Source organism: Stenotrophomonas sp. Pemsol (genome assembly GCF_003586545.1).
Lineage (GTDB): Bacteria > Pseudomonadota > Gammaproteobacteria > Xanthomonadales > Xanthomonadaceae > Stenotrophomonas > Stenotrophomonas sepilia.
Genome location: NZ_CP025780.1, coordinates 1,753,554 through 1,770,569, shown reverse-complemented (window position 1 = coordinate 1,770,569; position 17,016 = coordinate 1,753,554). Strand labels below are relative to the sequence as shown.

Sequence of the window (17,016 nt, the reverse complement as noted above, 5' to 3'; positions counted from 1 at the left end):
TCAGGACGCCGGATCGCGCGCGCCAGCAGCGATCCGGTTGATGTCCGCGCATTCCACCGTGCCCGGCGGATGCTCCCGCCCGGCCAGTGCGATCATCGCCTGGCCCATTGCCAGATTGCTCGTCACCAGCGAAGGCGCAACCGCGCCGACCAGTTTCATCAATGGCGCACCGCCCCAGTACAGCGGCTTCAGCAGTGCATGACGGGTGCCGGTACCCGGGACCGGACGAACGCCTCCTGGGCGCAGCATCACCGTGCGCACCGGCAGGGCCTGCAATGCCACTTCGGTCTCGCCCTTGACCCTCAGCGGCATTACCCGGCTCTGCGGATCCGCACCCGCACCGGATACATATAGAAAGCGCCCCTCGGGATTCGCCGCCGCCCAGGCGCGTGCAACCGCCAGCGTGATGTCCAGGGTCACGCGTCGATACTCGGCCTCTGCCGTGCCGACCGGTGGCGCACCGGCACAGTAGAAGCATGCGTCGAAGCCGGCCAGTTGCTCATGCCGGACTTGCATATGCAGAAAATCGGGGACGATCAGCTCCCTACCCGCTCCGCTGAGGCTGCCCGGGCGCCGCACCAGCGCGGCCAGATGGCCGACCTGCGGCGAGCGCTGGCAGGCCAACGCCACGCCCTGCCCGACCAGGCCCGAGGCACCGGTCAACAGAATCCTCAACGCACCTTTCCCGGCCATGGTCGCACCCACGCTAGAGTTTCACGAAACGCTGGATCTTCCGCGCCAGCCAGCCACTGAACACCAACGGCGCGTCCAGCGCTGAAACGCAGATGCAGGGAACACCCGGGGCAGTTACCGGTTGATGCTCCACCTCCTCGTCCAGGTCCGCCACGTCGCCCGGCGCGAACAGCCCGAGCGCGTCGTTGTACGAGCCCCGCAGGATCTGGGTCAGTTCGCTGCGGCCATGGCTGTGCATCGGCAGGCACTTGCCCGGGGCAATCTTCAGCATGATCAGCGAGGGCATCTGCTCAGCCCTGATGCAGTGCACGCCGGGCGCCATCCAGCGCCAGCGCAGGGCACTGAGCGAAGCGCCGAAGTAAGGATGCAACGAGGCGGGCAGATGGTCCGGATCGGCCTCGGGCCGCTCCCTCGGCACAGGGCGCCTGGTTCCGGCGATGGCGCTCGGCACTTCCGAGGCCAACTGCATCAGCATGGCCTCGCGCAACTGCTCGCGACGCGCATCGGCTGCGGGCGGTTGGGTCTGCTCCAGCAGCACCGAGCCGATCGCCTCGGCATCGCGCAGGCGCTGGCGGCAGTGGGGGCACTGCTCAAGGTGGGCACCGGCCACGATGCTCAACGGCGCCGGCAGCGCGCCGGCGGCATAGCTCATCAGCGTGGATTCGTGCAGGTGGTGGTGCGGATTCACAGCGCACCTCCCACTTTGGCCTGCAGTTGCAGGAACGCACGTCGCAGGTGTGACTTTACCGTTCCCAGCGGCATGCCCAGCGCCTGGGCAATCTCGCTGTGGCTCTTCGCCTCGAAATAGGACATCCGCACCAGCCTCGCCTGCACGGCGGGCAGCTCGTTGATGCGCTGGCGAAGGCGCGCCTGGTCGGCGAACTGCTCGGCGCTGCTGCGCTCGATCATCTCCACGGCCGCGGCGTCTTCCACCGCTGCCTGCACCCGCATCCAGCTGCGCTCGCGACGGATGCGGTCGATATGCAGGTTTCGCGCGATCCGGTACAGCCAGGTACTCAGCGCGCCTTGGGCTGCATCATACTCGGCCGCCCGCAACCACAGGCGCAGCAGGCACTCCTGCGCCATTTCCTCGGCCACGGCGTCGGGTGCCCCCAGGCCACGCAGATACACGCACAGCCGCGGCATGAAGTAGTCATAGATCCGCATGAAACAGTCGCGGTCGCGCAGCCGCGCCACACTGTCCATGTCATCGGCCCAGTTCGTCGGCTCGCTGCTGGGCTGCTGGGAACTGGACACGGTGCGTGCGGTATCGAAGTTGAGGAGGGTGCTGGCAGCGTCAGGGTACATCTGCGTGAGCGGCGGGCAGGTGAAGGTCTGTCCTCTCTACGCGCAGGGGCGGCCATTGGATGCAGCAGGCACTGTGCATCCAAGCAGCCGCGCCCGCCGTATGACCTGAGCCTCCCTACCGGATGAACACCATGCGCACTGCCTGGCTGCTGCTGTGCCTGCCCCATGCCGCGCTGGCGGCGCCCTGGCTGCGCAACGAGGGCGTGGCCACCTCGGCGCAGGGCGACCTGCTCTATCGTGAAGTGCACTGGCGGCGCGGCCCATCGGAGGGTGCCGAGCGCTGGGTGCTCTATCAGTGCCCGGATGGCCGCCCCTTCGCCCGCAAGCATCTGCCGGCCAGCGCCCGCCCGCAGGCCCGGGGTTATTCGCTGCAGGACAGCCGTAGCGGGCAAACCGCTGAAGTCGACGCCAGTGGCGAGTCGGTGTCGATCGCCTGGAAAGAAGATGCCGCCAGCGAGCTGCGTCAGCGTCGGCTTGAGCTGGCACCGGATGCGGTGATCGACACGGGCTTCGACGCCGCGGTGCGCCAGCATTGGCCAGCGCTGCTGCAAGGTGAACGCATCAGCCTGCCCTTCCTGGTGCCGGGGCGGCAGCGCTTCTTCCCGGTGCAGGTGCGGCGTACCGGCCCTGTTCGCTGGCAGGGCATCGACGCCCAGGCCATCGAGGTCAGTCTGGACACCTGGTACGGCGGCATCGCGCCGCGCCTGTCGCTGGTCTATGCCAGCGCCGACCGCCGCCTGCTGGAATTCCGCGGAACCAGCAACCTGCGCGATACCCGCGGCACCTACCCACAGGTCACGGTGCGCTTCAGCTCGCCGGTGGCCGAGCGGTCCGCCAACGAATGGCAACAGGCCTGGACGCAGCCCCTGGTCGGGCGCTGCAGCGTGATGCCCAAGTGAAGCCGAAATTCTCCACAGCCGGCCGCATCCATTGCGCGCACTGCTGCGTAGAGGAAGACACGACACCCGCCGAGATCCGCCATGGCCTCTGTAGCGCCCCTCCCCCGCCGACGCTGGCGCCTGCTGCGCACCCTGAAGCGCTGGGTCGACACCGGCAGCGCTGCGGACCACGCCGCTGGCGAGCCCGGACGCATCGACTGGCTGCGCGCCGTACCGTTCGCGTTGATGCACCTGGCCTGCATCGCGGTGATCTGGGTAGGTATCTCGTGGACCGCAGTGATCGTCGCCGCAGCCCTCTACGCAGTACGCATGTTTGCGATCACCGCCTTTTACCACCGCTACTTCTCGCACCGGACGTTCCAGGCATCGCGAACGGTGCAGTTCGTGTTCGCAGTGATCGGCGCGTCCAGCGTGCAACGCGGGCCACTGTGGTGGGCCGCCCACCATCGCCATCACCATCGGCATGCCGACCAGCCACTGGACCCGCACTCGCCGCGCGAAGGCGGCTTCTGGCGCAGCCACATGGGCTGGTTCCTCACCCGCGAGGCATTCGCCACGGATCTATCGCGCGTGCCTGACCTGGCGCGCTTCCCGGAGCTGCGCTGGCTGGACCGCTTCGATACGGCGGTGCCGGTACTGCTGGCTGCTGCGCTGTACGCACTCGGCGCCGGCCTGGAGCGCTGGGCGCCCGGACTGCACACCTCTGGCCCGCAGTTGCTGGTGTGGGGCTTCTTCATCTCCACCGTGGTGCTGTTCCACGCCACCGTCACCATCAACTCGCTGGCCCATCGTTTTGGCCGGCGGCGCTTCGAGACCCGCGACGACAGCCGCAACAACCTCTGGCTGGCGCTGCTTACCTTCGGCGAGGGCTGGCACAACAACCACCATTTCTTCCCCGGCACCGTCCGCCAGGGGTTCCGCTGGTGGGAGATCGACCTGACCTGGTACGGGCTGCGCGCAATGGCGGCCATGGGCCTGGTGAAGGGGCTCAAGCCCATCCCCGAGTGGGTACTGGCCAAGGCGAGGTACTGACATGCGCATCGCGATCATCGGCTCCGGCATTGCCGGCCTGGCCAGCGCCTGGTGGCTGGACGGCGAACACGAAGTGACGCTGTTCGAGGCCAACGATTACCTGGGCGGGCATACCCACACCCATGACGTGCAGGTGGACGGCACGCGCATGGCGGTGGATACCGGTTTCATCGTCTTCAATCCCCTGCACTACCCGCTGCTGACGGCGCTGTTCGAAGAACTGGGTGTGGCTTCGCAGCCGACCACCATGAGCTTCTCGATGCACAGCGAGCGCAGTGGCGTCGAGTACAACGCCACTTCGCTGGATGGCCTGTTCTGCCAACGTCGCAATCTGGTTTCGCCGCGCTTCTGGGGAATGCTGGCCGACCTGCGCCGGTTCTACCGGGATGCGCCGCTGCTGCTGGCGGAAGACGAAGGCCCGACACTGGGCCAGTACCTGCGCAGCCAGCGCTACGGCACCGCTTTCATCGACGAGCACCTGCTGCCGATGGCTTCGGCACTGTGGTCGTCACCGACCGCCACGGTCATGCAGTTCCCGGCCCGCTACCTGGCCCAGTTCATGGCCAACCACCAGATGCTGCAGATGACCGGGCGCGCACCCTGGCGGGTAGTCAGCGGTGGCTCGGCACGCTATGTCGATGCCCTTCGCGCCCGCTGGCGGGTGCGCGAGCGGCTGGAATGCCCGATTCACTCGGTCGAACGCATGCCGTGGGGCGCGCGCGTGCACAGCGCGGCCGGCGTGGAGGGTTTCGACGAGGTCATCCTGGCATGCCACAGCGACCAGGCGCTTGCCCTGCTGCGTGACGCCGATCCGGTCGAACGCGAAGTGCTCGGCGCCATCCGCTACCAGCCCAACGAAGCAGTACTGCATACCGATGCATCGTTGCTGCCGCACAACCGCAAGGCATGGGCTGCATGGAATGCACACGTTCCCAGGGATCCAGGCGCGCCCTGTACGGTCAGCTATTGCATGAACCTCCTGCAGGGCCTGCCCGGTGACACCCCGCTGGTCGTGACCCTCAACCGCAGCGAGGCGATCGACCCGGCCAAGGTGCTGCGCAGGCTGCACTATGCCCACCCGGTGCACGATCATGCCGCTATCCGTGCCCAGCAGCGCTGGCCAGAGCTGCAGGGCCGCCGCCACACCTGGTTCGCGGGCGCATACTGGGGCTGGGGCTTCCACGAAGACGGCATCCGCAGCGCCCGCCGCGTGGTGGACGCGATGCGCGAGTGCACCGCGCACCGTGACAGCGTTGTACCCGGCGAGGTGGCAGCGTGAGTGCCAGCGCACTCTACTTCGGGCAGGTGATGCACCGACGGCATCATCCGCAGCCCCACGCATTCCGCTATCCGATCGCGCAGCTGCTGCTCGATCTGGACGAGCTGGAGACCGTGTTCGCCGGGCGCTGGCTGTGGTCGGTCAATCGCCGCAACCTGGCCGAGTTCCGCCGCAGCGACTACTTCGGCAATCCCGCACAACCACTGGCCGATGCGGTGCGCGACCGTGCCGCGGCCACCCTGGGCTATCGGCCTACCGGCCCGGTACGCCTGCTCACCCATCTTCGCTTCGCCGGGCACGTATTCAACCCGGTCAGCTTCTACTACTGCTACCAGTCCGATGGCAGCGCCCTGGACTGCATCGTCGCCGAGATCACCAATACGCCCTGGAAGGAACGGCACGCCTATGTGCTGCCAGTCGCCACGGCCACCCACGAAGGCGCCTCGCTGCGCTGGCGGTTCGACAAGCGCTTCCATGTCTCACCGTTCATGCCGATGGATTGCCACTACGACTGGCGATTCAACTGCCCGGAGGATGATCTGCGCGTGCACATGCAGGTCTGGCGCCAAGGCGTTCGCCAGTTTGATGCCACCCAGACCATGCAGCGGCACGCGCTGGATGGCCGCGGGCTGGCCCGGGTCCTGGCCTGCTATCCCTTGATGACCATGCAGGTGATGGCCGCCATCCACTGGCACGCGCTGCGGCTGTGGCTGAAGCGCAACCCCGTGCATGACCACCCTGCCCTTGCCGAGAAACCGCGATGAACTCGATGACTCCCCTGGTCGCCCTGCCGCGTCCCGGCGCCTTGGATGCCTTCCTGCGCCGCCGCCTGCTGGAACAGCTTGCCCCCATGCGCGACGGCCGCCTGTGCGTGCGTGATGCACTCGGCAAAGTCTGGCTGGGCGAAGCCCATGGCGAACTGCAGGTGACCGTCACCATCGATGACCCGGCGTTCTACCGCAAGGTTGCAGCGCAAGGTAGCGTGGGCGCAGGTGAAAGCTACATCCAGGGCGAATGGCACTGCGATGACCTGGTGGCGCTGATCCGGCTGCTGGTGCGCAATCGCGACCTGCTCGACGGCATGGAGCGCGGCCCGGCCCGCGTGGGTGGCTGGCTGCTGCGCGGCTGGAACCGCCTGCGCCGCAACAGCCGTGAAGGCAGCCGCCGCAACATTGCCGCGCACTACGACCTTGGCAACGACTTCTTTGCCCTGTTCCTGTCGCCGGACCTGATGTATTCCTCAGCCCTGTTCGACACAGAAGACGAGTCGCTGGAATCCGCCTCCCGGCGCAAGCTGGACCGCATCTGCCAGCAGCTCCAGCTCAAGCCGGGCGATCGCGTGGTGGAGATCGGCACCGGCTGGGGTGGTTTTGCGCTGCACGCCGCGCAGCACTACGGCTGCCACGTCACCACGACCACCATCTCCGCCGAGCAGCACGCGCTGGCTGCCCAGCGCGTGCAGGCAGCGGGCCAGCAGGACCAGGTCACGCTGCTGATGCAGGACTACCGCGACCTGCAGGGCCAGTTCGACAAGCTGGTGTCGATCGAGATGATCGAAGCCATCGGCGCGGAATACCTGGACACCTACATGGGCACGCTGCAGCGCCTGCTCAAGCCTGATGGCGTTGCCCTGCTGCAGGCCATCACCATCGAGGACCATCGCTACGAGCAGGCCCGGCGCAGCGTCGACTACATCAAGCGCTATGTGTTCCCCGGCAGCTTCATTCCGTCGATCAACGCGATCATGGCCGCCAAAACGCGGTCCAGCGACCTGCAGCTGATCGCCCAGCAGGACTTCGGCCACTCCTACGCGCTGACCCTGCGCGCCTGGCGCCAGCGCTTCCTCGACCGGTTGCCCGACGTGCAGGCGCAAGGCTTCGATACGCGCTTCTGCCGCCTGTGGGAGTTCTACCTGGCCTACTGCGAGGGCGGCTTCCTGGAGCGCTCGATCGGGGTCTCCCATCTGCTGATGGCGCGCCCGGGGCATCGCCCGGGCGCCTCATCGGGCCAAGGCAGCTGAGATGCGCAGATTCTGGCCCAATCTGCTTGGCAACCAGCTGGTCTGGGTGTGCGCCGTGGCCGGCGCCGGGCGCGGCTGGCAGTGGCCGGCGTTGCTGGCAGCCTCTCTCTACATCGGCAGCCAGCTGCTGACGTCGCCGCAACCACGGCTGGATCTTCGGTTGATGGTGTTGGCACTTGCCTGCGCATGGCTGGTCGACGCCAGTGCTGCCGCCAGCGGCACCGTGCGCTACGCCGCCGCCCCGCTGGGCTGGGTGCCGCCTCCCTGGATCATGGCGCTGTGGGCCGCGTTCGCGATGACGTTGACCACCTCGATGCGCTTCCTGCTGCGCCACCCGGCCTTGCCGGCTCTGTTCGGCCTGCTGTTGGCACCGCTGGCCTATCTCTCCGCAGCGCGCGGTTTCGATGCGGTCCGTTTCGCCACACCCACGTGGCAGGGCCTGCTGGTGTTGGGTGCGGGCTGGAGCATCGCGCTTTCGCTGCTGTGCGTCACCGCTCGTCGCGGCTCTCGCACCACCCCGCCCTCCCTGGCCGGAGCATCGTCATGATCAATCTGCTGTGGGTGCTGCTGTATGCCGTGCTGGTGATGAGCTGGGGCTGGGCCTGGCAGCGCCGCCACCAGAACATCGGCGTTGTCGACGTGCTCTGGGCCAAGGGCGTGGGTGCCTCGGCCCTGCTGCTGGCGCTGCTCGGCGATGGCGCGATGTTGCCTCGGGTTGCGTTGGGCCTGCTCGGCGGCCTGTGGGGCAGCCGGTTGGCGCTGCACCTGTGGCGCCGGGTCCGTAGTGAACCCGAAGACGGGCGCTACCGCTATCTGCGCGAACACTGGCAGAGCCACCAGGGCAAGATCTTTGGCTTCTTCATGGCGCAGGCGCTGCTGGTCGTGCTGTTCGCCCTGCCCTTCGTTGCGGTGGCAGCCAATCCCCATGCTGGCCTGACACCGTGGACAGTCGCCGCAGCCCTGGCCTGGCTGCTGAGCGTCGGCGGCGAGAGCCTGGCCGACCGCCAACTCGCGCGTTTCCGCGCCGACCCGGCGAACAAGGGCCGCACTTGCCGCGAAGGGCTCTGGCGTTATTCACGCCACCCCAACTACTTCTTCGAGTGGCTGCACTGGTTCACCTATGTGCTGCTTGCCGTCGGCTCCCCCCTGTGGTGGCTGGCGTGGGCCGGGCCGCTGCTGATGTATCTGTTCCTGCGCTATCTCAGCGGCATCCCCTTCACCGAGAAGCAGGCGTTGCGCAGCCGAGGCGACGACTACCGTGCCTACCAGCGCAGCACGCCTATGTTCTTTCCCTGGTTCCCCCGTTCTTCCAAGGAGCATTCCGCATGAGCGCGATCCCGTCACTGAATCCGGCCGAAGATGCGGAAACCGGGCTGATCGCCTGGGCCGAACGCGGGCTGGTTCCCGATGCGGCGCTGCGTGCCGGCATCCGGCGCCTGTGCGCGCAACGCCTGCATGAGGAATCGGCGGGAGGTATCGAGGCACAGTCCGCGCGCTTCAGCCGTCGCATCGCAGAACTGACCGACAGTCCGCTCGCATTGCATACCGACGCGGCCAACCGCCAACACTACGAAGTTCCCGCGGCATTCTTCCAGGCCTGCCTGGGCAAGCGGCTGAAGTACAGCAGCTGCTACTACCCCACCGGGCGCGAAACGCTGGACCAGGCCGAGGAGGCGATGCTGGAACTGTATGGCCAGCGTGCCGGACTTGCCGACGGCCAGCAGATTCTCGAACTGGGCTGTGGCTGGGGTTCGCTGACCCTGTGGATGGCCGAACGCTATCGGCAGGCCAACATCACTGCGGTGTCCAACTCGCACAGCCAGCGCCAGCACATCATGGCGCAATGCCAGGCCAGGGGCCTGCACAACGTCGAGGTACTGACCCGCGACGTCAACCAGCTTGAGCTGCCCACGGCACGCTTCGATCGCTGTGTCTCGGTGGAAATGTTCGAGCATGTGCGCAACTACCAGCGACTGCTGGCGCACATCGCGCAGTGGCTGAAGCCCGACGGTGCGCTGTTCGTGCACATCTTCGCCCATCGCACGTTGATGTACCCGTTCGAGACCGAGGGCGGCGACAACTGGATGGGGCGCCACTTCTTCACCGGCGGCCTGATGCCGGCCGCTGACACCCTGCTGCATTTCCAGCGCGACCTGCGACTCGATCAGCGCTGGCTGCTGGACGGCACCCACTACCAGCGCACCGCCGACCATTGGCTGGCCAACCAGGATGCGGCCCGCGAGGCGGTGATGCCGGTTCTGGTCGCAACCTACGGCCAGGCGGCGGCGAAGATCTGGTGGCAGCGCTGGCGCATGTTCTGGATGGCCTGCGCCGAGCTGTTCGGCTACGACGATGGCCAGCAGTGGCTGGTTGCCCACTACCTGTTCCGTCCCCGTTGAGGTGTGTCATGCGCATGCGCTCCCTGCTTCCCCTGCTGGCCTTGAGCCTGTTCGGTTCCGGCTGCAGTTCCAGCGATACCCGTCCCCTGCCCCGCCCGCCCTCGGTGGACGTGCCGCGCTTCATGGGCGACTGGTATGTGATCGCCCACATACCCTCATGGCCGGAGCGCGAGGCCTTCGACGCGGTGGAGAGCTATGCGCTGCGGCCGGACGGGCGCATCCAGACGACCTTCACCTATCGCAAGGGCAGTTTCGACGCCCCGCAGAAGTCGATGCACCCGGTTGGCCGGGTGGAGAAGAACGGCAATGGCGCGATCTGGGGCATGCAGTTCGTCTGGCCGATCCAGGCTGAGTATGTGATTGCCTGGCTGGACGACGACTATGGCCAGACCATCGTCGCACGCAGCAAGCGCGACTATGTCTGGTACATGGCGCGTACCCCGCACGTATCGGACAGCGACTACCAGCACGCCGTGGAGCGCATCGCGGCCATGGGCTACGACACCGGCAGGCTCAGGCGCGTACCTCAGTCGGTGCGATAGATCGCCAACCGCCCACCATTCGGCTCGCGGGTGACCAGGCACTTCGGCGTGACGCGTCACATTAATGCCCCCCCCCCTCGTAGGGTGCCGGCAGCCCTGCAACCCAGGCCACCTGTACCCAGCGAGAGCGCGCCAGGACACTGCGTCCACACGGCTTTCAACCTGACGATACGTCCAGCCCATGGATCAGCTCTTATCGATGGAGCTCATACATCGATCTTTAGGAATAGTCGTAAAAACGCAACAAATTCGATGTTCGACGCGACAGCGGCGCCAGAATGGCGGCCACGCCCATGGGCGCTGATCACCTCCCGCGCATGAATGGATTTCCTGCACCGCGCCGGCTTCGCCTGGCGCTCCTGGACGATCATGAAGTCGTCCGTCGCGGCACCGCCCTGCACCTGTCAGGCGATCTCCGGTTCGACATCGTCGCCAGCCATGGTTGCAGCGGTGCGCTGATCGAGAGCCTGCACCGCTTGCCCGTGGATGTGGCCATCATCGATCTCACGCTCGCCCGTGGCGACCTGGGCGGCATCGAGCTGGTTACGCTGCTCTGCCGCGAATTCCCGCGAACACCAATGCTGGCCTTCGCCACGCTCTCTCCCACCACGAATCTCAACAGCCTGATCGATGCCGGACTCGGTGGGTTCGTCAGCAAGGCCGAACCCCTTGCGGCATTGTCCGACGCCATCGTGCGCGTCTTCCAGGGCCTGATCCGGATTCCGCCGGACGTCAGGCTGGCCGGTGATCGTGGCGAGCTCAGCCGCAACGAGCGGGAGGTACTGGAGCTGCTGCTGGAAGGCCTGACCGTATCGGAGATCGCGCTGCGCCGGCACCGCAGCATCAAGACCGTCAGCACACAGAAGGTCGCGGTGCTGCGCAAGCTGGGATTGCGCAGCGATGTGGAGATCTATGCGCTGCGTGAACGGCTGGAGTCTCCGTGAGGCGCCATGCGCCATTGCGCCCGTGCCTGCTGATCCTCGGGTTGCTGGTGCTGCTTCTCCTTCCCGCTGCGTCGGCGGAAGATATCCGGTCACCACGCTGGCTGCCGGGCAGCAGCGTGCGGGTCTCCACCGCCCCGTCCCTACGCCCCGCGCCCGCGGCGATGGCCGATCCGTCATCACCGCCGACGCTCGCCCATGGCTACGCCAACCTGGTGGCGCGTCACGCCCAACTCAGCTTCCTGGAACAGCCCTACCCGACGACCGCCGCATCAATCCTCGCTGTGTGCCATCACGAGGCCGACCTGGTCATGGTGTTTGGCGGTGCGAGACACCAGAAGCTACCCTGCCCCGACCTTGCCGCGTCCAGCCGCTTCCGGGGTGGCGCCACTCTGCTGGCAGGGCGCGCCGGCGAATGGCTGCCACGGGAGATACGCGAGCTCGACGGCCGGGTCGTAGCCGTGGTTGAAGGCGGGCCCTACGCCGGCTGGCTGCGCGCGCATCACCCTCAGATCCGGCTGCAGCCCCTGCCTGATCGGTACGCAGCATTGGCGGCAGTGCAATCCGGCGTGGCCGACGTGGCGATTGGCCTGGAATCCACGCTGCGCCCGCTGGTTCGACGCCATTTCAACGGCAGCCTGCGCCTGCAGCCATTCGACAGCGACTTCTCCACCGACCTCTACCTGCTCGTCCGCCAGGAAGACCAGCAGCTGCTTGAACGCATCGGACAGGCATTGCGGGAGATCACACTCGAGGAGCATGCGAGCCTGCTCCACCTGTGGGCAGGCCAGACCCTGCCAGCAGCGGCGGGAAACGCACTGGACTGGATGCAGGCCTCGCCCCCGCGCGGCTGGCTGTTGCTGGCCCCTCTGCTGGTCGCCCTGCTGCTGTGGCCCATGACCCGTCACCTGCGGGTACGGGGCGACCGCCGCAGCGCGCAGGCCATCGGGATGATCAGTCACGAGATGCGCAATTCTGCGCAGGCCGTACTGGCCTCGATCGAGCTGCTTGGACAATCGGCACTGCCGAAAGGCGAGCGCGATCTGCTCGCCGCTGCCAGCAGCGCCAGCCAATCCCTGCGCGGCCTGTTGAATCGCGCACTGGATTTTTCGCGTCTCGCCAGCGGCTCTTTCAGGCCGCATGCACAAGCCTGTGATGCGACCCAGCTTTGCCGGCAGGCACTGGAGGCCATTCGGCCACAGGCGCAACGGAAAGGGCTGCAACTGCATCTTGATGCCCCGGCCGAACCTTCGCCGATCATTCTGGTAGACAGTGATGCGCTACGCCAGATTGCCAGCAATCTGCTGGCCAATGCGGTGAAGTTCAGTGATATCGGCGGCATCGAGCTGCGCCTGCAACTGCTTCCAGCAGCGCGGCCGCAGGAGCTGCTGATGGAGGTGATCGACAGCGGGATCGGGATCGCGCCAGCACAGGTAGCCGAACTGTTCCAGCCTTTCCGTCAAGGCAGCGATGGGCAGCAGCGTGGCGGTAGTGGCCTCGGGCTTTCCATTGCACGCGAGCTGGCGCGTGCGATGGGAGGCGATCTGACCGTGCACAGCGTCCTCGGTCGCGGCAGCCGCTTCATCCTGCGCCTGCCGGTGTGCGCAGCTGACTCTGCCGAGAGTGTCCGGGACATGCCCGTGGAGGGCACGCCACTGGCCGGGCTGCAACTGCTGCTGGTGGAGGACCACGCACTCAATCGCCACGTCATTGCTGAACAGTTGCGGCGCTGGGGCGCCGAGGTATGTGCCCTGGAAGATGCGGCCAGCGCGCTGGCCGAACAGATACGCCACCCCCGCCCTGCCGCGTTGATCGACATCGGGCTGCGTGGCATCGATGGCTACGCATTGGCACGCGAACTGCGCGCCCGTAACGGGCATCCGCTCCGCCTGATCGCCTTGTCCGCCCGCACCGGGCGAGGTCACCACGCACGTTGCCGTCGCTCGGGTTTCGATGCGGTGCTGGCCAAGCCGTTGCGCGCCGCCGAACTGCTCGCTGCGCTGGGCATTCCGGCGCCGGAGAGCGTGGACGCACTTGAGCCGGCGACTGAAATGGACGCGGCCTACAGCGCCGACATCTGCGATGAACTCGGCAGGATCGAGCGGATTGTCGATCATGCAGACGCATCGGCGCTCGGTTATCACGCGCACCGATTGCAGGGCGCGCTACAGATGCTGGGTCAATGCGAGCACGCCGCAATCGCGGCCGAGCTGGTCGATCTGGCGCAGGACGCCACGCCGGACTGGACCGACGCACGGCGCCTGCTGGGCGTACTGCAGGCCGGACAGGGCGCCCGCGTCGCGGGAACCCTGCCCACCCCCTTGATCACGCGGCCAGGCGCTCGACCTGGCGACGGGTCAGGTCATTGAAGCGACCCAGCGACATCAGGTGCTGGTGGATCAGTGCCAGCCAGCCACTGCGGTGCCACTCGACCACGGTTGCTTCCGGCAGCGCGACGAACTTCTCGACGTCCACGACCAGGAAGCCGTTGAGGTTGAACTCCCGGCCATCCGGGATACGCACGGTGGCGTTGCGCTCCACCAGCAGGCCGTTGTCGACCAGGGCCTTGGAGAAAGCCTGGGTCTGTTCGTGTTCGCGGGTGTACTGGCCGCAGAATTCCAGGGCCTGCTGCACCATCTCGGTGGCCTTGCCGTCAACGAACAGCGGCTGGCCTTCCTCGCCCCCCTTGACCACGCGCGGGCTCTCTTCGTCGATGCCCAGCAGGAAATCATTCTCCGCACCGGTGTCGATGAAGATGAAGGGGTGGCGGCGCAGGTAGGCGGGAATATAGGCCTCGTCTTCCCACAGGCCATCCTTGATGAACAGGTTCTGGTCGGACACGCCCACGGCAGCCATCGGAACCGCGCTCGGGCCGGCAAACAGGATCGGGAAGTGGTGCAGGGCCAGCGAGAACTCGCCCAGCACCAGCGGAATGGCATTGTTGCCGGCGGCGAACTCCAGCTTGCCCGGCAGGATGCGCAGATCGGCATGCACATCGGCCTGCAGCGGCACCGGGCGGGTATAGAACAGGGGGGCGCCGCTCGGCGCCGCTTCGGTGGTGGTGTCGCTGGTGGTGGTCATGTTGGGAACCGTTCGATCATGCGCGCCTGCCATCCCGGGCACGCCAGCGGGAACAACCTGAATCCCGCATTATCAACAAGCTCGATGACAACGGCCACCCCACCGGCGAACTATTTCAGCTGCAGGGGGTAGCGCTGCCAGAGTACGTGGACCAGGAAACCGGCCAGCTCGGTGTCGCGGGCACTGACCGCCGCACGGATCTTGTCCAGCAGCACCATGTCGCTGCAGGAACGCACGTCGGCATGATTGGCCTGCCCTGCCCTGCGCGCACGATAGCGCGCCGCCCGCTGCGCATCGCTCATCGCGTACCCGAACTTGGGCGGACGACCGCGCTTGCGCGGCAGGGTCAGCTCCAAGGTTCCGGGGTCTTTGTCATCACGCATGAGAGGGGTGCGGGCGGCGGCGAGCAACGGGGGGTGCGCAATTTATCGTGAGGCATCACTTTAATCCAGCTTTTTCTGCGAATTTGTTGCAGCGCAATGCAAACGTTCGCGCACCGATGCGGCCTCATCCACGCATGGTGTGGATACGGAACCCACCGCAATGCAAAGAGGGAGCCCGCGAACGGGCTCCCCTCACCTTGCCTATGCCGCGCGTACTGGCTCATAGCCGTGCAGCTGCGCCTCACTGCTGGCCCGCCCCTGGCTGAGCGAGCGCAGCGAGGTGGTGTAACCCACCAACTGCGCCAGTGGCGCGAAACCACTGACCTCGGCACGACCGTCCTGGTCCTCGATGCGGGCGATGCGGCCATGGCGCCGGTTGAGGTCGCCGACCACATCACCCACCGACGCCGACGGCGAATGCACCGTCACCGCCATCACCGGCTCCAGCAGCTGCGTGCCACCCTCGGCCAGCGCCGCCTTGATCGCCTCGGCGCCTGCGCGATGGAATGCCATCTCCGAAGAGTCCTTGGCATGGGTCTGGCCATCGACAAGACTGACCTCGATGCCGACCACCGGATGTCCCTGCGGACCTTCCGACAGCGCAGCACGCACGCCCTTTTCCACCGCCGCGATGAAGCTGCGCGGCACCACGCCACCGACGATGCGGTCGTTGAACACGACAAGATCGTCGTCGCGCGGCGTCACATCCAGCACCACGTGCGCGAACTGGCCCTGGCCACCGGTCTGCTTGACCAGCCGCCCGACGACACCGGTCATCGGGCGCATCGGCGTCTCATGGTAGGCCACGCGTGGCGCACCTACGGCCACGTCGACCTTCCATTCGCTGCGCAGGCGCTCGACCATCACTTCCAAGTGCAGCTCGCCCATGCCCCAGACCAGGGTTTCACCCGTTTCCCGGTCCGTTTCCACACGGAACGAGGGGTCTTCCTGGGCCAGGCTGGCGAGGCCCTGCGCCATCCGGATCAGGTCCGCCGCACGCGCCGGCTCCAACCGCCAGGCCAGCACCGGCGCCTGGGCCTGGATGTTCTCCAGGCGCAGCGGCTGCGCACGGCTGCTCAGCGTCTCGCCACTGACCGCATCCTTCCAGCCCAGTACCGCGACAATGTCACCGGCCACGGCCTGCTCGATGTCATGGGTCTGGTCGGCCTGCACCCGCACCAGGCGACTGACACGCCGCCCTTGCGGATGCTGCGAACTGGCCACCGCGTCGCCCACCTTCAAGGTGCCCGAGTACAGCCGCACGAAGCTCAGCGCGCCGTGCTGCTGATGGGTGATCTTGAACAGCAGGCCTGCCAGTGGACCGTCCGGATCCGGCGGCAGCATCACCTCGCCCTCATCGCTTTCGGCGCTGACAGCAGGGCGATCCAGCGGCGACGGCAGGTAATCGACCACGGCATCCAGCAGGGTCTCGATGCCCTTGTCCTTGAACGCAGCACCGGCCAGCACAGGCACGCCTGCACCTGCCAGCGTCGCCCGCCGGATCGCCGCGCGCAGCATATCGGCACCAATCACGCGACCTTCCAGCCAGGCATCGGCCAGTTCTTCGTCATGATCGGCCACAGCTTCGACCAGCGCATCGCGCTGGGCCTGCCATTGGGCGCGCGCCGCTTCGTCCCACGGGGTCACCGTGGTTGCGCCGCCCTCCTGCCACTGCAGCACGCGCTCATCGACCAGATCGACCCAGCCATTGAAGCCGCTTTCGCTGCCCAACGGCACGCCCAGCGCCCACGGCCGCGCGCGCAGCTTGTCCTGCAGCTGCTCCAGCACGCGCTCAAACGAAGCGCCTACGCGGTCCATCTTGTTGACGAAAGCGATCAGCGGCACGTGATGGCGACGCGCCTGGCGCCACACCGTCTCGGACTGCGGCTGCACGCCGTCCACGGCCGAGAAGACGGCCACGGCACCGTCGAGCACGCGCAGTGAACGTTCGACTTCGATGGCGAAATCGATGTGGCCGGGAGTATCGATCAGGGTCAATCGATGCGCCGGCAGGTCGCGCGGTGCCCACTGCGCCTGCACGGCGGCCGCGCCAATGGTGATGCCACGTTCGCGCTCGATCGCCGAGAAGTCGGTCGTCGCATTGCCGTCGTGCACTTCGCCGACGCGATGGATTTCGCCGCTTTTCCACAGCAGCCGTTCGGTCAGCGTGGTCTTGCCGGCATCGATGTGGGCAATGATGCCAAGGTTGCGGCGGCGGGAAAGGACTTGGGTGTTCATGAGAAAGGTTCCTGCAAAGCCAACTTCGGGGGCCGCGCACCCCGGTTGGCGACAGGGTGCGCGGCTAGCGTTCGGTCTCGGCGATCTGGTGCATGGCACGTTCTCCTTGCGGTACATCGGGTTAGCGGAAATGAAACTGCAGAAACGAAAAGAGCGCCCCGGAGGGCGCTCTGTGGATGATCCACCGATAGCCGCTTCAGC

General features: G+C 66.8%; 17 protein-coding genes. 11 read left to right on the top strand and 6 right to left on the bottom strand.

The genetic code is table 11. From position 1 onward, the window contains the following. The 3 genes from PEM_RS08210 to PEM_RS08200 are packed head-to-tail and all read right to left on the bottom strand — an operon-like array spanning position 1 to position 2,001. Positions 1-693 (bottom strand): NAD-dependent epimerase/dehydratase family protein, encoded by a 693-nt coding sequence (locus PEM_RS08210; RefSeq protein ID WP_111127762.1) that lies wholly within the window; start codon positions 691-693, stop codon positions 1-3. 13 nt (positions 694-706) lie between these two features. After that, the gene (locus PEM_RS08205) at positions 707-1,381 is read right to left on the bottom strand and encodes a ChrR family anti-sigma-E factor (RefSeq protein ID WP_005416514.1); all 675 of its coding nucleotides are present in this window, start codon (positions 1,379-1,381) and stop codon (positions 707-709) included. Then, complete coding sequence (locus PEM_RS08200) at positions 1,378-2,001, bottom strand: sigma-70 family RNA polymerase sigma factor (RefSeq protein WP_005416513.1); 624 nt, start codon at positions 1,999-2,001, stop codon at positions 1,378-1,380. The genes PEM_RS08205 and PEM_RS08200 overlap by 4 nt, the downstream gene beginning before the upstream one ends. A gap of 131 nt (positions 2,002-2,132) precedes the next feature. On the opposite strand from PEM_RS08200, the gene PEM_RS08195 reads away from it, so the two are divergent. The 11 genes from PEM_RS08195 to PEM_RS08145 all read left to right on the top strand — a co-directional run bounded on the left by PEM_RS08195 (position 2,133) and on the right by PEM_RS08145 (position 13,482). Continuing rightward, on the top strand, positions 2,133-2,900 hold the full coding sequence (locus tag PEM_RS08195) for a hypothetical protein (protein ID WP_032954199.1): 768 nt from the start codon (positions 2,133-2,135) through the stop codon (positions 2,898-2,900). 81 nt (positions 2,901-2,981) lie between these two features. Beyond that, a complete protein-coding gene (locus tag PEM_RS08190) occupies positions 2,982-3,932 on the top strand; it encodes an acyl-CoA desaturase (RefSeq protein ID WP_053496655.1) in 951 nt (316 codons plus the stop codon). 1 nt (position 3,933) lies between these two features. Further along, the gene (locus PEM_RS08185; RefSeq protein WP_005416510.1) at positions 3,934-5,211 is read left to right on the top strand and encodes an FAD-dependent oxidoreductase; all 1,278 of its coding nucleotides are present in this window, start codon (positions 3,934-3,936) and stop codon (positions 5,209-5,211) included. Next, a complete protein-coding gene (locus PEM_RS08180) occupies positions 5,208-5,975 on the top strand; it encodes a DUF1365 domain-containing protein (RefSeq protein ID WP_005416509.1) in 768 nt (255 codons plus the stop codon). The genes PEM_RS08185 and PEM_RS08180 overlap by 4 nt, the downstream gene beginning before the upstream one ends. Beyond that, the gene (locus tag PEM_RS08175; RefSeq protein ID WP_111127679.1) at positions 5,972-7,231 is read left to right on the top strand and encodes a cyclopropane-fatty-acyl-phospholipid synthase family protein; all 1,260 of its coding nucleotides are present in this window, start codon (positions 5,972-5,974) and stop codon (positions 7,229-7,231) included. Before PEM_RS08180 ends, PEM_RS08175 begins: the two co-directional genes overlap by 4 nt. 1 nt (position 7,232) lies before the next feature. Next, positions 7,233-7,778: a DUF2878 domain-containing protein gene (locus PEM_RS08170; RefSeq protein ID WP_111127681.1), complete on the top strand. Its 546-nt coding sequence runs from the start codon at positions 7,233-7,235 to the stop codon at positions 7,776-7,778. Then, positions 7,775-8,560: a DUF1295 domain-containing protein gene (locus tag PEM_RS08165; RefSeq protein WP_005416506.1), complete on the top strand. Its 786-nt coding sequence runs from the start codon at positions 7,775-7,777 to the stop codon at positions 8,558-8,560. Before PEM_RS08170 ends, PEM_RS08165 begins: the two co-directional genes overlap by 4 nt. Next, positions 8,557-9,630: a cyclopropane-fatty-acyl-phospholipid synthase family protein gene (locus PEM_RS08160; protein ID WP_005416505.1), complete on the top strand. Its 1,074-nt coding sequence runs from the start codon at positions 8,557-8,559 to the stop codon at positions 9,628-9,630. Before PEM_RS08165 ends, PEM_RS08160 begins: the two co-directional genes overlap by 4 nt. 8 nt (positions 9,631-9,638) lie before the next feature. Continuing rightward, on the top strand, positions 9,639-10,172 hold the full coding sequence (locus tag PEM_RS08155) for a lipocalin family protein (protein ID WP_005416504.1): 534 nt from the start codon (positions 9,639-9,641) through the stop codon (positions 10,170-10,172). A gap of 278 nt (positions 10,173-10,450) precedes the next feature. After that, complete coding sequence (locus PEM_RS08150; protein ID WP_240431599.1) at positions 10,451-11,116, top strand: response regulator transcription factor; 666 nt, start codon at positions 10,451-10,453, stop codon at positions 11,114-11,116. A 161-nt stretch (positions 11,117-11,277) separates the two neighbouring features. Continuing rightward, complete coding sequence (locus PEM_RS08145; protein WP_240431623.1) at positions 11,278-13,482, top strand: ATP-binding protein; 2,205 nt, start codon at positions 11,278-11,280, stop codon at positions 13,480-13,482. Here the strand turns inward: PEM_RS08145 and PEM_RS08140 are convergent. The 3 genes from PEM_RS08140 to fusA all read right to left on the bottom strand — a co-directional run bounded on the left by PEM_RS08140 (position 13,439) and on the right by fusA (position 16,815). Then, positions 13,439-14,194: a SapC family protein gene (locus PEM_RS08140; protein ID WP_053496662.1), complete on the bottom strand. Its 756-nt coding sequence runs from the start codon at positions 14,192-14,194 to the stop codon at positions 13,439-13,441. The genes PEM_RS08145 and PEM_RS08140 overlap by 44 nt on opposite strands. A gap of 110 nt (positions 14,195-14,304) precedes the next feature. Beyond that, positions 14,305-14,577, bottom strand: coding sequence for a hypothetical protein (locus tag PEM_RS08135; RefSeq protein WP_005409616.1), 273 nt, complete (start codon positions 14,575-14,577; stop codon positions 14,305-14,307). Between the two features lie 201 nt (positions 14,578-14,778). After that, entirely contained in the window at positions 14,779-16,815 is a 2,037-nt protein-coding gene (gene fusA / locus PEM_RS08130; RefSeq protein ID WP_111127685.1) for an elongation factor G, read from the bottom strand. Positions 16,816-17,016: the final 201 nt, after the last annotated feature.

Coding starts and splice junctions, on each gene's coding strand:
- PEM_RS08210 (WP_111127762.1), bottom strand. CDS start 693: ATGGCCGGGAAAGGTGCGTTGAGGATTCTGTTGACCGGTGCCTCGGGC.
- PEM_RS08200 (WP_005416513.1), bottom strand. CDS start 2,001: ATGTACCCTGACGCTGCCAGCACCCTCCTCAACTTCGATACCGCACGC.
- PEM_RS08195 (WP_032954199.1), top strand. CDS start 2,133: ATGCGCACTGCCTGGCTGCTGCTGTGCCTGCCCCATGCCGCGCTGGCG.
- PEM_RS08190 (WP_053496655.1), top strand. CDS start 2,982: ATGGCCTCTGTAGCGCCCCTCCCCCGCCGACGCTGGCGCCTGCTGCGC.
- PEM_RS08185 (WP_005416510.1), top strand. CDS start 3,934: ATGCGCATCGCGATCATCGGCTCCGGCATTGCCGGCCTGGCCAGCGCC.
- PEM_RS08175 (WP_111127679.1), top strand. CDS start 5,972: ATGAACTCGATGACTCCCCTGGTCGCCCTGCCGCGTCCCGGCGCCTTG.
- PEM_RS08170 (WP_111127681.1), top strand. CDS start 7,233: ATGCGCAGATTCTGGCCCAATCTGCTTGGCAACCAGCTGGTCTGGGTG.
- PEM_RS08165 (WP_005416506.1), top strand. CDS start 7,775: ATGATCAATCTGCTGTGGGTGCTGCTGTATGCCGTGCTGGTGATGAGC.
- PEM_RS08160 (WP_005416505.1), top strand. CDS start 8,557: ATGAGCGCGATCCCGTCACTGAATCCGGCCGAAGATGCGGAAACCGGG.
- PEM_RS08155 (WP_005416504.1), top strand. CDS start 9,639: ATGCGCATGCGCTCCCTGCTTCCCCTGCTGGCCTTGAGCCTGTTCGGT.
- PEM_RS08150 (WP_240431599.1), top strand. CDS start 10,451: ATGGCGGCCACGCCCATGGGCGCTGATCACCTCCCGCGCATGAATGGA.
- PEM_RS08145 (WP_240431623.1), top strand. CDS start 11,278: ATGGCCGATCCGTCATCACCGCCGACGCTCGCCCATGGCTACGCCAAC.
- PEM_RS08140 (WP_053496662.1), bottom strand. CDS start 14,194: ATGACCACCACCAGCGACACCACCACCGAAGCGGCGCCGAGCGGCGCC.
- PEM_RS08135 (WP_005409616.1), bottom strand. CDS start 14,577: ATGCGTGATGACAAAGACCCCGGAACCTTGGAGCTGACCCTGCCGCGC.
- fusA (WP_111127685.1), bottom strand. CDS start 16,815: ATGAACACCCAAGTCCTTTCCCGCCGCCGCAACCTTGGCATCATTGCC.